Source organism: Pseudomonas sp. TR47 (assembly GCF_044143025.1).
In the GTDB taxonomy this organism is placed as follows: Bacteria; Pseudomonadota; Gammaproteobacteria; order Pseudomonadales; family Pseudomonadaceae; genus Aquipseudomonas; species Aquipseudomonas putida_E.
Genome location: NZ_JBHFCS010000012.1, coordinates 1 through 13079, shown reverse-complemented (window position 1 = coordinate 13079; position 13079 = coordinate 1). Strand labels below are relative to the sequence as shown.

13 protein-coding genes are annotated in these 13079 nt (G+C 60.9%); 3 read left to right on the top strand and 10 right to left on the bottom strand.

The features are described 5' to 3' along the window. Positions 1-23: 23 nt before the first annotated feature. The gene (locus ACEWE8_RS14230) at positions 24-425 is read left to right on the top strand and encodes a GFA family protein (protein ID WP_046786718.1); all 402 of its coding nucleotides are present in this window, start codon (positions 24-26) and stop codon (positions 423-425) included. Between the two features lie 60 nt (positions 426-485). On the opposite strand, the gene ACEWE8_RS14225 is transcribed toward ACEWE8_RS14230, so the two are convergent. The 10 genes from ACEWE8_RS14225 to ACEWE8_RS14180 all read right to left on the bottom strand — a co-directional run bounded on the left by ACEWE8_RS14225 (position 486) and on the right by ACEWE8_RS14180 (position 10286). After that, positions 486-2444 carry a DUF4105 domain-containing protein gene (locus ACEWE8_RS14225; RefSeq protein WP_046786717.1) on the bottom strand — a complete coding sequence of 653 codons (1959 nt, stop codon included), beginning with the start codon at positions 2442-2444 and terminating at the stop codon, positions 486-488. Next, entirely contained in the window at positions 2441-2761 is a 321-nt protein-coding gene (locus tag ACEWE8_RS14220) for a DUF2388 domain-containing protein (RefSeq protein ID WP_012316830.1), read from the bottom strand. Before ACEWE8_RS14220 ends, ACEWE8_RS14225 begins: the two co-directional genes overlap by 4 nt. Beyond that, entirely contained in the window at positions 2746-3090 is a 345-nt protein-coding gene (locus ACEWE8_RS14215) for a DUF2388 domain-containing protein (RefSeq protein ID WP_046786716.1), read from the bottom strand. Before ACEWE8_RS14215 ends, ACEWE8_RS14220 begins: the two co-directional genes overlap by 16 nt. An 83-nt stretch (positions 3091-3173) precedes the next feature. Next, a complete protein-coding gene (locus ACEWE8_RS14210) occupies positions 3174-3491 on the bottom strand; it encodes a DUF2388 domain-containing protein (RefSeq protein ID WP_046786715.1) in 318 nt (105 codons plus the stop codon). A gap of 316 nt (positions 3492-3807) precedes the next feature. After that, positions 3808-4023: a DUF1127 domain-containing protein gene (locus ACEWE8_RS14205; protein WP_012316827.1), complete on the bottom strand. Its 216-nt coding sequence runs from the start codon at positions 4021-4023 to the stop codon at positions 3808-3810. Between the two features lie 375 nt (positions 4024-4398). After that, positions 4399-5892: an acetyl-CoA hydrolase/transferase family protein gene (locus tag ACEWE8_RS14200; RefSeq protein WP_039604671.1), complete on the bottom strand. Its 1494-nt coding sequence runs from the start codon at positions 5890-5892 to the stop codon at positions 4399-4401. A gap of 188 nt (positions 5893-6080) precedes the next feature. Then, a complete protein-coding gene (locus ACEWE8_RS14195) occupies positions 6081-7517 on the bottom strand; it encodes an NAD(P)(+) transhydrogenase (Re/Si-specific) subunit beta (protein ID WP_042111833.1) in 1437 nt (478 codons plus the stop codon). A 2-nt stretch (positions 7518-7519) separates the two neighbouring features. After that, positions 7520-7834 (bottom strand): NAD(P) transhydrogenase subunit alpha, encoded by a 315-nt coding sequence (locus tag ACEWE8_RS14190; RefSeq protein ID WP_012316824.1) that lies wholly within the window; start codon positions 7832-7834, stop codon positions 7520-7522. Between the two features lie 11 nt (positions 7835-7845). Beyond that, complete coding sequence (locus tag ACEWE8_RS14185; RefSeq protein WP_039604735.1) at positions 7846-8967, bottom strand: Re/Si-specific NAD(P)(+) transhydrogenase subunit alpha; 1122 nt, start codon at positions 8965-8967, stop codon at positions 7846-7848. A 410-nt stretch (positions 8968-9377) separates the two neighbouring features. Next, positions 9378-10286 carry a LysR substrate-binding domain-containing protein gene (locus tag ACEWE8_RS14180; protein WP_046786714.1) on the bottom strand — a complete coding sequence of 303 codons (909 nt, stop codon included), beginning with the start codon at positions 10284-10286 and terminating at the stop codon, positions 9378-9380. Positions 10287-10448: 162 nt separating this feature from the next. On the opposite strand from ACEWE8_RS14180, the gene ACEWE8_RS14175 reads away from it, so the two are divergent. Next, entirely contained in the window at positions 10449-11630 is a 1182-nt protein-coding gene (locus tag ACEWE8_RS14175; RefSeq protein WP_012316821.1) for an acyl-CoA dehydrogenase, read from the top strand. Positions 11631-11644: 14 nt separating this feature from the next. Then, positions 11645-12865 (top strand): CaiB/BaiF CoA-transferase family protein, encoded by a 1221-nt coding sequence (locus ACEWE8_RS14170; RefSeq protein ID WP_046786713.1) that lies wholly within the window; start codon positions 11645-11647, stop codon positions 12863-12865. The last annotated feature ends 214 nt before the right edge of the window (positions 12866-13079 follow it).

The window sequence follows — 13079 nt, the reverse complement described above, 5'->3', positions numbered from 1 at the left end:
AAAAGGGCGACGGGAGGTAGGAGATGTCTGATGTAACTGAAGGTGGCTGCCATTGCGGCGCCTTGCGCTATTGCTTGAAGGGTGAGTTGACGGATATCGCCCATTGCCATTGCTCGATCTGCAGGCGGGTCAGCGGCGGCCTGCTGGTGACCTGGCTCACCGTGCCTCGCTCCGGTTTCCAATGGGTGGCGGGCAGGCCGCAGTGCTATGTGGCTCCGGCCAGTTGCAAGCGCTACTTCTGCGGTGATTGTGGTGCACATGTGGCGTTGGTGACGTCGCATAGCCCGGGCAGCATCGATGTAACGGTAGCGACGCTGGACCACCCGGAACGGGTGCGGGCCACGCGGCACATTTGGACCGGGAGCCGGTTGCCCTGGCTGCATGTGGATGAAGGTTTGCCTGAAGAGGAAGAGGAAAAACGCTAGCCTCTGGATGGCATTGCCCGCCCTGTCGCCGGTTTGCCGGCGACAGGGCCAGGAGGGCAATCAAGGCAGTTGCAGGCCGCCTGCTGCCTTGTGCAGCGCCCGCAGGTGCTCACCAATCAGCTTCACATTGGCCTCGACCGCAGCAATTTCCTTGGCCCGCGAAGGCTCCAGCAGCGCCCTGACTTCTCTGTCCAGGTCAGTGCTCAAGCGCAGCAACTGGGCCTGCCGTTCACTACTGACTTTTTCCAGATGCTTGCGCTCATCCGGCTGCGGCAGCCCGTATCCCTTTGTATCCAGCAGTTCGGCCGGGCGGCTGAGGAAGCCACTGTTGGCGAGCATCTGCTTCAGGGTCTGGTCGGCCTTGTTGATACTGCCATCTTTCAGCGCGGCCGCATTCAGATAGCGCTGCTTCACTTCATCCTGAGCCAGCAGCAGTTGGCGGCGCAGGCTGGCCTGTTCCAGCAGAAGCAAGGCGGCGCTGGTGCGCAGGTCGGCTTGCAAGAACCAGCCGCGGCGCTGTTCGGCGTCCTGGGCCAGCCAGTCCTCGACCTTGTCCTGCTTGACTGGCAGCTGTTGCTTCAGCACATCGAACATCGCTTGATAGCGGTCGCGATACGAGTCGAAACGGTAGCCCAGGCGCAAGGCTTCGCGCGGGTCGTCGAGCACGCTGGTATCGGCCAGCCCCCGGCCCTTCAATACTGCAAGCAAACCGTTGGGCATGATGCTGTCGAGGTCGTTCAGGCGCGGGTTGGCGGTGCCGCTGCGCAGCAGTTTCAATGACTCCACCGCACAGTTGTTGGACAGGAACCAGTAGTTGCCGTCATAGCTCCAGTGCATCTCGGCGGCCTGGCGTACCAGATTTTCAATTTCGTCGCGGTTGAGCTTCAACGGCACCGACGCCAGGCTGCGCAGTTCGGTCTTGGTGTATTCGTCGATCACTTGGGCCAGCGGTAGCACGAACAGCCTCGACGGATAGGCGCCAACCAGGCCATCCCAGCTGGACAGTTGAACGTCATTGACGAAGGCACGGTAGGAGAGCACCAGGTGCTGGTCGAGGTCCAGTCGGCAGTCTGGCCCGCGAGGCCGGCCGGGTTTGCAGATCACCAGGCGCAGCATGCTGTGGCCCCAGCGGCTCACCAGGTTCTGGTTGGCCTCGGCCAGGAGAAAGTCCACCTCATAGACCCGTTCCGGGTCGATTTCGCCCAACGGCTGGCGGGCGAAGTCGCTGCCGGCGTTGAGGAATGGCAAGCCCTTGGCGCACGTTGCCTGCTCGGGCGCCCAGCCGAAATGATCAGCCAGGTACTGATTGAGTGCTGGCCGACGGCAGCCGTAGCTCGGGTCCAGGAGGAAGTACTCCATGTTGACCGCGATGTATTCCTTGGGGCTGCTCAGCTCATAGCTGTCGGGGCTGCGCAGGAACTGGCCATTGTGCTGTTCGCGCTCACCGCGGCGGCCGACGTATTGCTGCCAGCCGGCCAGGTCGAGCAGGCGCGGGTCATCGCTCAGGGTAAAGCGGCGCTCGGCCTGGCCGCGGCATTGCTCGGGAAGACCGACCTTGCCAACGGTGCCTTGCTGGCGCTTGCAGCGGGCGATCAGCGAATGTTCAGCACTGGGCCAGAGCCGGGCTCGGTCGTATATGTGGGTAAGTTCGTGCAGGACTGTAGCCAGCAACTCCTCACGCACCGTGCCATGCGGACGGTTGGTGCGCTCCTGTGCAGCACTGCCGTCAGTCAGGCCGGGCAGCAGGCGCCGGTTGAGCTGCAGGGTCGAGACCAAGGAGGCCTGCCCGTAGGCATCGGCTGGCATGTTGTCGCTCCAGCTGACCTCAATGCGCCGGTCGAGCTGTTGCTTGAAGCGGGGAGGGAGCTTGGCCAAAGCCTCATCAAGCAGGGCTTGGGTGGCTTGAGCCTGCTGTGGGGCCAGGCCGGCTGCCTGCAGCTCGAGCTGCAGGCCGGCCAGGGCGGGCGTGCCCAGCAGCGTCAGGGCGCAGCCGAGCAACCAGGCACGTACGCGGTTCACAGTGCCAGGATGGCTTCGGCCAGCACCTGGTCGCTGGCGCCGCGCGCTTCAGGCACGCGTTCGCGCAGGGTGTTGAAGGCGGCCTCAAGCTGGGCGCCACGAATATCACCGTTGCTGGCGACGAAGCTGGCGGCATCGTCATGGGCTTCACGCACGACCTTGGAGTCGCGGATCGAGGTGGTGGTGTCAGAGGTGAAGTCGATCGAGCGGCCAAAGGCCCGCACGATGATGTTGCTGGTGGCCACCAGAGTTTGTGCCTGGGCCAGGTCGGCCAGCAGCAACATGCCGAGGGTAGCGGCGATCAGCGGTTTACGCATGGAGCATCTCCGGAAATGCAGGGAGTCAGATTTAGTGATTGGACGAGAATTGCTTCTGCCAGTTCAAGGTCGCCGACAGATTGACGGCCGCCGTCATGGCGCAGCGACTTGAGTGCTGCTTCCAGGCGTGCTCCGTGAATCAGGCCGTCGCTGGCGACGAAGGCCGCGGCATCGTCGCGAGCCTGCCTGACCAGCTTTCGGTCGAATGGGGCAGTCGTGACTTGGCTGGTGACGTAGCCTGTGATGACCAGGCCTTGCGTGGTGGTGTCCATGGCATGGGCACTGCCCATGGCGACTACGGAAAACAGCAGCGGCAACAGATAACGCATTGGCTTTCTTACGACAGGAACAGGAACGTCGAAGGCTAGCCCACAAGTACCGGCCAGGGCCAGCGCTTGTGGGCTGTAGCAGGTCAGATCGCCAAGATGGCCTGGGCCAATTGCGCATCGCTGGCCTGCAGGGCTGGCATGCTCGAGCGGATGTGCAGCAAAGCGCTCTCGAGCTTGGCGCCGCGAATGGCGCCCTGGCTGCCCACGTAGCTGGCCGCATCATCGCGAGCGGCCTGAACGATCTTGTCATCACGGAAAGACGAGGACACATCGGAGGTAGCGTCGGTGGAGGCGGCAACCGCGCCAACGACTGCATCAGTAGTGACAATGAAGCTGGTGGCGTGGGCAGTGCCGGCCAGGCCGAGCAGCAGGGCTGCGCCAATCAGGTAATTACGGGTCATGGTCGTGCACTCCTGGGGAAGATTCGGGTGGATCTGCTTATTGGACGCTCACACGGTTCGTCACGGTGGCTTTGAACATCTGGTTTTTACCAGACCGCCCAGTCAAGCGTATCACGCGCCGGAATTTATGGATGTCAATGAACGGCGCACAAGGTAACTGTTATGGTCTATTTTGATACTTTGAAAATTGTACTTGTTCAGTGATGGCAGGCTCTGCTTCAAGGGTGGCCGGGAGTTACCCCATAAAAAAACCCGCTGCAGTCTCCTGCAACGGGTTTGGGATTCACGGTGCCAGCTGAAGCCGGCGAGCCGGTGCTTAGCGCCAGAACGGCTTGCTCAGCTCCTCGTAACGCTGCGACTCGCTGATACCGGCATCGGCCAGCAGGCGGGCATCGAGACGCGCCAGCTGACGGCGGCTGGCCATGCGGCGCTGCCACAGCAGCAGGGTAGAGAGCGCGCGCAGCGGCAGCGAAGCGTTGGTTTGCTGGGCGTTGTTTTCGAAAACGAGACCGGAACTGAGGGTACGTTCCATGATGTTTCATCCTTCCGCTTATGGCGGGACTAGGGAGTGGTTTAACTGATGCCAATGATCCTCCTCTGCTGTCCATAACAGTAGATACAGTTCTACTGCATTACGATGGTTCAGTTAACTGTGTAACCCTACTGTTGCACTCGAAACAGGCGCAACTGTACTGGTCTGCACCGTTATGGTGCTTTTTCAGGTTTTATATGGCTTTGAGCAGGCGGGAGCGTGGCGAATTAACGGTACAGTAGTACAGTTTTATCTTATTCAGTGCTTGCTGAATCGGGCTTGTGCCGAGAAAGGGCTGCAGAGCAGCCCTCGAGGTATTGCTATGGCGTCCGGAATGCGTGGCGGCCTCGGGCAAAGGCAGGCCGCTGCTACAGATCAGCTGGCGAGCATGCGCCCACTTTCTTCCAGATTTTCGTGCCAGCTCAGCGCCTCACGCAGGATATGCGGAGTGTGGCCGCCACGCAGGCAAGCGCGATCGAAATAGTCGTTCAGCGCTGCACGGTAATCCGGGTGGACACAGTTATCGATGATCGCCCGTGCCCGTTCCCGTGGCGCGAGGCCCCGCAGGTCGGCAAGCCCCTGTTCGGTCACCAGGATGTCCACGTCGTGCTCGGTGTGGTCGACATGGCTCACCATAGGCACCACGCTGGAGATCGCGCCGCCTTTGGCGATCGACTTGGTGACGAATACGGCCAGGTGGGCATTACGGGCGAAATCGCCGGAGCCACCGATACCGTTCATCATCCGGGTGCCACAGACGTGCGTGGAGTTGACGTTGCCGTAGATGTCGAACTCCAGCGCCGTGTTGATGCCGATGATGCCAAGGCGGCGCACGACTTCAGGGTGGTTGGAGATCTCCTGCGGGCGCAGTACCAGCTTGTCCTTGTAGCGCTCCAGGTTGCCGAATACGTCGGCATTGCGACGGCCCGACAGGGTGATGGAGCTGCCCGAGGCAAAACTCAGCTTGCCAGCGTCGATCAGGTCGAAGGTCGAGTCCTGAAGTACTTCGGAGTACATGGTCAGGTCTTCGAACGGCGACTCGATCAGGCCACACATCACCGCGTTGGCGATGCTGCCGATGCCGGCTTGCAGCGGGCCGAGCCTGTTGGTCATGCGGCCTGCATCCACTTCGTTCTTGAGGAAGTTGATCAGGTGGTCGGCGATGGCCTGGGTTTCATCGTCCGGCGGTAGCACGGTGGAGGGCGAATCTGGCTGGTCGCTGATGACGATGCCGACGATCTTGGCGGGGTCGATCGGGATTGCGGTGCTGCCGATGCGGTCATCCACTTTCACCAGCGGGATCGGCGTGCGGGTTGGGCGATAGGTCGGGATATAGATGTCGTGCAGGCCTTCGAGGTTGGCGTTGTGCGACAGGTTGATCTCGACAATCACCTGCTTGGCGAAGATCGCGAAGCTCGCCGAGTTGCCCACCGAAGTGGTCGGCACGATGTGGCCCTGTTCAGTAATGGCCACCGCTTCGATTACCGCGATGTCCGGCAGTTTGAGCTGCTGGTTGCGCAGTTGCTCGACGGTTTCCGACAGGTGCTGGTCGATGAACATCACCTGACCGTCGTTGATGGCTTTGCGCAGGGTGCTGTCGACCTGGAACGGCATGCGGCGCGCCAGCACGCCAGCCTCGGTCAGTTGCTTGTCCAGGTCATTGCCCAGGCTGGCGCCGGTCATCAGGCTGATTTTCAGAGGCGACAGCTTGGCGCGTTCGGCCAAGGCATGCGGTACGGCCTTGGCTTCGCCGGCGCGGGTGAACCCGCTCATGCCGACGGTCATGCCGTCCTCGATCAGGCCAGCGGCGTCAGCCGCACTCATTACCTTGCTGTGCAGGGAGGACAAGCGGATACGATCACGGTACATGGATTGTTATCTCGGGCTACTGAAGCTACTGCAGCGCAGTCTAGAGATTTACCCCGGCGCCGTCCCGCGACCATGGTCGTATGAGGAGCCCGGGAATAGAGCCATTGATCTGGATCAGCAAAATGAAAAAGCCCCGGGAGGGATCTCGCCGGGGCTTCTTTATAGTCCACTGGGTGGTGGAAGCGGGGTTACTCGACGGCTTTGACCATATCCTCGATGACCTTCTTCGCGTCACCGAACACCATCATGGTCTTGTCCAGGTAGAACAGTTCGTTGTCCAGGCCGGCGTAGCCGCTGGCCATGGAGCGTTTGTTGACGATGATGGTCTTGGCTTTGTACGCCTCCAGGATCGGCATGCCCGCGATCGGCGACTTTGGATCGTTCTTCGCCGCCGGGTTGACCACGTCGTTGGCGCCCAGCACCAACACTACGTCGGCCTGGCCGAACTCGGCGTTGATGTCTTCCATCTCGAACACTTGGTCGTAGGGCACTTCGGCCTCGGCCAGCAGTACGTTCATGTGCCCGGGCATGCGCCCTGCCACCGGGTGGATCGCGTACTTCACGGTCACGCCGTTGTGGGTCAGCTTCTCGGTCAGCTCCTTGAGCGCGTGCTGGGCACGGGCTACCGCCAGGCCGTAGCCGGGCACGATGATCACCGTGTCGGCGTTGCTCAGCAGGAAGGTCGCGTCGTCGGCCGAGCCAGACTTCACCGGGCGCTGCTCTTTCGAGCCTTGCGCTGCGCCGGTATCGGTATCCCCGCCGAAGCCGCCGAGGATGACGTTGAAGAACGAGCGATTCATCGCTTTGCACATGATGTACGAGAGGATCGCACCGCTGGAGCCCACCAGGGAGCCGGCGATGATCAGCATCGAGTTGTTCAGCGAGAAGCCGATACCGGCCGCCGCCCAACCCGAATAGCTATTGAGCATCGACACCACCACCGGCATGTCTGCACCGCCGATCGGGATAATGATCAGTACACCCATGATGAAGGCCAGGACCAGCATCAAGGTGAAGGCGCTGTAGTGGCCGGTGAAGGTGAACAGCAGGCCCAGGGCAATCGTGGTCAGGCCCAGAATCAGGTTCAGCTTGTGCTGGCCGGCGAACTGTACCGGTGCGCCTTGGAACAGGCGGAACTTGTACTTGCCCGACAGCTTGCCGAACGCGATCACGGAACCGGAGAAAGTGATTGCACCGATGGCAGCGCCAAGGAACAGCTCCAGGCGGTTACCGGTGGGTATCGGGTCGCTGATGCTGGCGACAATGCCCATCGATTGCGGCTCGAGTACTGCCGCGATGGCAATGAATACCGCCGCCAGGCCGATCATGCTGTGCATGAAGGCGACCAGCTCCGGCATCTTGGTCATTTCTACGCGCTTGGCCATGATCGAGCCTGCGGTACCGCCGACCAGCAGGCCGACGATGACGTAGCCAATCCCGGCAGTTGCCAGCTCTGCCCCAAGCTTATAGATGAGGCCAACCGTGGTGAGGATCGCGATCCCCATGCCGATCATGCCGAACAGGTTGCCGCGCCGCGACGTGGTCGGGTGCGACAGGCCCTTGAGCGCCTGAATGAAGCAGACCGAGGCGACGAGGTAGAGGAGCGTTACCAGATTCATGCTCATGCTTACTTCTGCGCCTCGTTCTTGGTTTTCTTCTTGAACATCTCAAGCATGCGACGGGTGACCAGGAAGCCACCGAACACGTTGACCGCAGCCAGGGCCACCGCCAGGGTGCCCATCAGCTTGCCGGCCGGGGTCACGGTCAGCGCAGCAGCCAACATGGCGCCGACGATGACGATGGCCGAGATGGCGTTGGTGACCGCCATCAGGGGTGTGTGCAGTGCCGGGGTCACGTTCCAGACCACGTGGTAGCCGATATAGATGGCCAGCACGAAGATGATCAGGTTGTAGATGCCATGGGAAATCAGCATGTCTTCCATTGTCGTGCTCCTTAGCCGTTCTTGCGCACGACCTGGCCGTCGCGGCACATCAGGCACGCGGCGACGATGTCGTCTTCGAGGTTGATGACCAGCGCGCCGTCCTTGTCGAACAGCAGCTTCATGAAATCCAGCAGGTTGCGTGCATACAGTGCCGAGGCATCTGCTGCCACCTGGGCCGGCAGGTTGGTCGGGCCGACGATGGTCACGCCGTTTTCCATCACGACCTGGTCGGCCACGGTCAGCGGGCAATTACCGCCTTGGGCAGCGGCCAGGTCGATGACCACCGAGCCTGGTTTCATCTGCGCCACGGTTTCGGCGCTGAGCAGGGTCGGTGCCTTGCGGCCGGGGATGAGCGCCGTAGTGATGACGATGTCGGCCTGTTTGGCTCGCTCATGCACGGCCTGGGCCTGGCGCTGCATCCAGCTGGCCGGCATTGGCCGGGCATAGCCGCCGACGCCTTCTGCGCACTCGCGCTCCTCATCGGTCTCGTAGGGCACGTCGATGAACTTGGCGCCCAGCGACTCGATTTGCTCCTTGACAGCCGGGCGTACGTCGGACGCCTCGATGACTGCGCCCAGGCGCTTGGCGGTGGCGATGGCCTGCAGGCCGGCAACGCCAGCGCCCAGGATCAGCACGCGCGCGGCTTTCACAGTACCGGCGGCGGTCATCAGCATGGGCATGAAGCGCGGGTAATGATGGGCAGCCAGCAACACGGCCTTGTAACCGGCGATGTTGGCCTGGGACGACAGCACGTCCAAGCTCTGGGCCCGGGATGTACGCGGCGCGGCCTCCAGGGCGAAGGCAGTGATACCGCGCTCTGCCATCTTGCCGATCAGCTCGTTGTTGAATGGGTTGAGCATGCCCACCAGAAGGCTGCCGCTGTTGATCAGGGCCAGCTCCTGGTCGTTGGGACCGACCACCTTGAGGACCAGTTGGGCGCCGTAGGCATCGGCTGCACTTCCCAGGGAAGCGCCCACGGCCTCATAGGCACTGTCCGGAATGCTGGCATTGAGCCCTGCCCCCCGTTGGACGGTGACCTGATGGCCCTGGCCAATCAGTTTCTTGATGGTTTCCGGGGTCGCAGCGACCCTTGTCTCACCGGTCTGCGTCTCGAGAGGAACACCAATGTGCACGACTATTTCTCCTGCGGTGACCTTTTTGTCTTTATAGAAGCCAGCGCACTTCGGGTGGTGCGCGGGTTTGGCTGTTGAGCGCCAGTCCGCCGAATCCAGGGCGGGCGGAGCATTTTGCAGACGAACCCAGGGGCCTTCAACCGGTTCTGGAGCGAAACGAAGTTAAAACTACAAGTCACCCTGTGACCGTATGTCGCAACGAATAGGGCGCAGCCCGTCAAACATGGGCTATTGGCAGATTAGGGGATTTTTTGAAATTTTTTGCGCTGATTTCGCAGATGGACTCGCGAAGGTCGTAAAACCCTCTGAAAGCCGCGTGTTTAGCGGTTTTGTCGGGGTTTTTCGATTCACCTGAACAGTTTGCTTATATGCGACAAAAACATACATCTGTAGGTGTTCAAAATAATTGACTACAAGGGTAGGGAAGGTGCGATGTAATGCTGTGCCTGCCCCAGTAGCCAATCACGGAATGCCCGCAGCGACGCCGATTCGGCCTTGCGCTCGGGAATCATCAGATAATAGGCCTTGTCGCTGGACAGGGCGTATCTGTTAGCGACCACCAGTCTGCCTTCCTCCAGTTCCCGCTGGATCAGGAACGGTGGTATCAGCGCGATGCCCATCTCGTGGGTGGCAGCTTGGGCCAGCATTGAGAACAGTTCATAGCGCGGGCCTGTCATGTCCCCGGAAACGTTCATGCCCAGACCATTGAACCACTGTCGCCAGGCATAGGGCCGCGTGGTCTGCTGCAGTAGCGGCAGGTGGGCGATTCGCGTCGCGTCGAGCATGCCTTGCCCGTCCAGCAAGGCTGGGCTGCACACGGGTACCGGGTTTTCGCCCATCAGGCGGTGGGAGTGCGTGCCTGACCAGTCGGCATCGCCAAAATAGATAGCGGCATCGAAGGTGGTGTCGGCAAACAGGAACGGCCGTGTGCGGTTGGTGAGGTTGACAGTGACATCCGGGTGCCGTTGCTGGAAGTCCTTGAGCCGCGGCAGCAGCCATTGGGTGCCGAAAGTCGGTACTACGGCCAGTTCGATCACGTTGGCACCTTGCTGGCGCATTACCGACAAGGTGTCACGCTCTACAGCATCCAGCTGTGCGGCAACCTGGCGGCTATACGACAGTCCCGCCTCTGTCAGCTTGACGCCGCGCCGCGAGCGCCGGAACAGTTCCACGTTGAGAAACCCCTCGAGGCCGCCGATCTGGCGACAGACGGCGCCTTGGGTCAGGGCAAGTTCCTGAGCGGCCTTGGTAAAGCTCTCGTGGCGCGCTGCCGCTTCGAAGCAGACCAATGCGGTGGTACTGGGGATCTTGCGACGCATGTACGGCAACCTCACTTATAGGGTTTGCAAGATGGGGTTTTTGTGTGTTTCGGAGTGATAAATTATCACTAATACGTGCGCAATCCTCGTTTGTCCTCGTTGTAGATCAGGCCTAGGATCAAAGGCACAAGAATCTGCTCCCCTATTTCGAGGATTTCACTCATGGCCGGTAAAGCAAGCTTCAACTGGATCGACCCGCTGCTGCTGGACCAGCAGCTCACTGAAGAAGAGCGCATGGTTCGTGACAGCGCCTATCAGTTCGCCCAGGACAAGCTGGCCCCGCGGGTGCTGGAGGCTTTCCGTCATGAGCAGACCGACCCCGCTATTTTTCGCGAAATGGGTGAAGTCGGCCTGCTGGGCGCGACCATTCCCGAGCAATATGGCGGGAGTGGGCTCAACTACGTGTGCTACGGGCTGATTGCCCGGGAAGTGGAGCGTATCGACTCTGGCTATCGCTCGATGATGAGTGTGCAGTCTTCACTGGTGATGGTGCCGATCAACGAGTTCGGTACCGAAGCGCAGAAGCAGAAGTACCTGCCCAAGCTTGCCAGCGGTGAGTGGATCGGTTGCTTCGGCCTGACCGAACCCAACCATGGCTCCGACCCGGGCTCGATGATCACCCGTGCCAGGAAGGTGGACGGTGGCTATCGCCTGAGCGGCAGCAAGATGTGGATCACCAACAGCCCGATCGCCGATGTGTTCGTGGTCTGGGCCAAGGATGACGCTGGCGATATCCGCGGCTTTGTTCTTGAAAAGGGTTGGCAGGGCCTCAGTGCACCGGCGATCCATGGCAAGGTCGGGCTGCGCGCGTCGATCACCGGCGAAATCGTGATGGACAATGTGTTCGTGCCTGAGGAAAACATCTTCCCGGATGTGCGTGGCCTCAAAGGTCCGTTCACCTGCCTGAACTCTGCCCGTTATGGTATTTCCTGGGGTGCTTTGGGGGCTGCTGAAGCCTGCTGGCACACCGCTCGCCAGTACACCCTGGACCGTCAGCAGTTCGGCCGCCCGCTGGCTGCCAATCAGCTTATCCAGAAGAAGCTGGCCGACATGCAGACCGAAATTACCCTGGCCCTGCAAGGCTGCCTGCGTTTGGGGCGTATGAAGGACGAGGGCACCGCTGCAGTGGAAATCACCTCGATCATGAAGCGCAACTCGTGCGGCAAGTCGCTGGACATTGCGCGTATGGCCCGTGACATGTTGGGTGGTAACGGTATCTCCGACGAGTTCGGCGTCGCGCGTCATCTGGTCAATCTTGAGGTGGTCAACACCTATGAGGGCACCCATGACGTACACGCGCTGATTCTGGGGCGCGCGCAAACCGGCATCCAGGCCTTCTATTGATAAGGAGCCAGGGTATGGGCGCGCTATCTCATCTGCGGGTGCTGGACCTCTCCCGTGTGCTGGCTGGGCCCTGGTCTGGTCAGATTCTGGCTGACCTGGGCGCCGACGTGATCAAGGTCGAGCGCCCAGGCAGCGGCGACGATACTCGCGCCTGGGGGCCGCCCTTCCTCAAGGATGTACAAGGCGAGAACACCAGTGAGGCGGCTTACTATTTGTCGGCCAACCGTAACAAGCGTTCGGTGACCATCGACTTTACTCAGCCAGAGGGGCAGCGCCTGGTGCGTGAGCTGGCTGCGAAGTCGGACATCGTCATTGAAAACTTCAAGGTTGGCGGGCTGGCTGCCTATGGGCTGGATTACGCGAGCCTGAAGTCGGTGAATCCCCGGCTTATCTATTGCTCGATCACTGGCTTCGGTCAGACCGGGCCCTACGCTAAGCGCGCGGGCTATGACTTCATGATCCAGGGGCTGGGCGGGCTGATGAGCCTGACCGGGCGCCCCGACGGTGATGAGGGTGCCGGACCTGTGAAGGTGGGGGTAGCGCTTACCGATATTCTGACTGGGCTGTATTCGACCGTGGCCATACTGGCGGCCCTCGCCCATCGCGACCAGGCCGGTGTCGGGCAGCACATCGATATGGCCTTGCTGGATGTGCAGGTAGCCTGCCTGGCCAATCAGGCGATGAACTACCTCACTACTGGCAACCCGCCGCGACGGCTGGGCAATGCACATCCTAATATTGTGCCTTATCAGGATTTCCCGACCGCAGATGGCGACTTCATTCTTACCGTCGGCAACGATGGCCAGTTCCGCAAGTTCGCCGAGGTGGCTGGTCAGCCTCAATGGGCTGATGACCCACGCTTCGCAACCAACAAGCTGCGGGTGGCCAATCGGGCGGAGCTGATTCCGTTGATTCGCCAGGCCACGGTGTTCAAGACAACGGCTGAGTGGGTGAGCCAGTTGGAAGCTGCAGGCGTGCCCTGTGGGCCGATCAATGATCTGGCGCAGATGTTCCAGGACCCGCAAGTGCTTGCGCGCGGCCTGGCTGTGAGCATGCCCCATGCCTTGGCTGGGAGTGTGCCGCAGGTGGCCAGCCCTATCAGGTTATCGGAAACGCCCGTTGAGTATCGTCGTGCGCCGCCGCTGCTGGGTGAGCACACGGAGGCAGTTCTAGGTGATGTGTTGGGGTTGGATGGCGATGCGCTTGGGCGCTTGCGCAGTGCTGGTGTGCTCTGAGGCTATATATAGGTGATGAAAAGCGGGGAGGCCGACAGGCCTCCCCGCTTTGCTTTTTAGCGATAGTAAGGTTTATTGGAATTAAGCCTTGACGGGCGTCCGAATCCCCTTATAATGCGCCCCACTTCCAGCGTAGTCGGAACGAGAAACTCCTTGAAATTCAAAGAGTTGCTTAATCCAGGTAGTGCTGGTGGTGCTTCGATCGCCTGATCGT

What these genes read in the sequence shown, in the direction of transcription:
- ACEWE8_RS14230 (WP_046786718.1), top strand. Translation starts at nt 24, where the DNA reads ATGTCTGATGTAACTGAAGGTGGCTGCCATTGCGGCGCCTTGCGCTAT.
- ACEWE8_RS14220 (WP_012316830.1), bottom strand. Translation starts at nt 2,761, where the DNA reads ATGCGTAAACCGCTGATCGCCGCTACCCTCGGCATGTTGCTGCTGGCC.
- ACEWE8_RS14215 (WP_046786716.1), bottom strand. Translation starts at nt 3,090, where the DNA reads ATGCGTTATCTGTTGCCGCTGCTGTTTTCCGTAGTCGCCATGGGCAGT.
- ACEWE8_RS14210 (WP_046786715.1), bottom strand. Translation starts at nt 3,491, where the DNA reads ATGACCCGTAATTACCTGATTGGCGCAGCCCTGCTGCTCGGCCTGGCC.
- ACEWE8_RS14205 (WP_012316827.1), bottom strand. Translation starts at nt 4,023, where the DNA reads ATGGAACGTACCCTCAGTTCCGGTCTCGTTTTCGAAAACAACGCCCAG.
- ACEWE8_RS14200 (WP_039604671.1), bottom strand. Translation starts at nt 5,892, where the DNA reads ATGTACCGTGATCGTATCCGCTTGTCCTCCCTGCACAGCAAGGTAATG.
- ACEWE8_RS14195 (WP_042111833.1), bottom strand. Translation starts at nt 7,517, where the DNA reads ATGAGCATGAATCTGGTAACGCTCCTCTACCTCGTCGCCTCGGTCTGC.
- ACEWE8_RS14190 (WP_012316824.1), bottom strand. Translation starts at nt 7,834, where the DNA reads ATGGAAGACATGCTGATTTCCCATGGCATCTACAACCTGATCATCTTC.
- ACEWE8_RS14180 (WP_046786714.1), bottom strand. Translation starts at nt 10,286, where the DNA reads ATGCGTCGCAAGATCCCCAGTACCACCGCATTGGTCTGCTTCGAAGCG.
- ACEWE8_RS14175 (WP_012316821.1), top strand. Translation starts at nt 10,449, where the DNA reads ATGGCCGGTAAAGCAAGCTTCAACTGGATCGACCCGCTGCTGCTGGAC.
- ACEWE8_RS14170 (WP_046786713.1), top strand. Translation starts at nt 11,645, where the DNA reads ATGGGCGCGCTATCTCATCTGCGGGTGCTGGACCTCTCCCGTGTGCTG.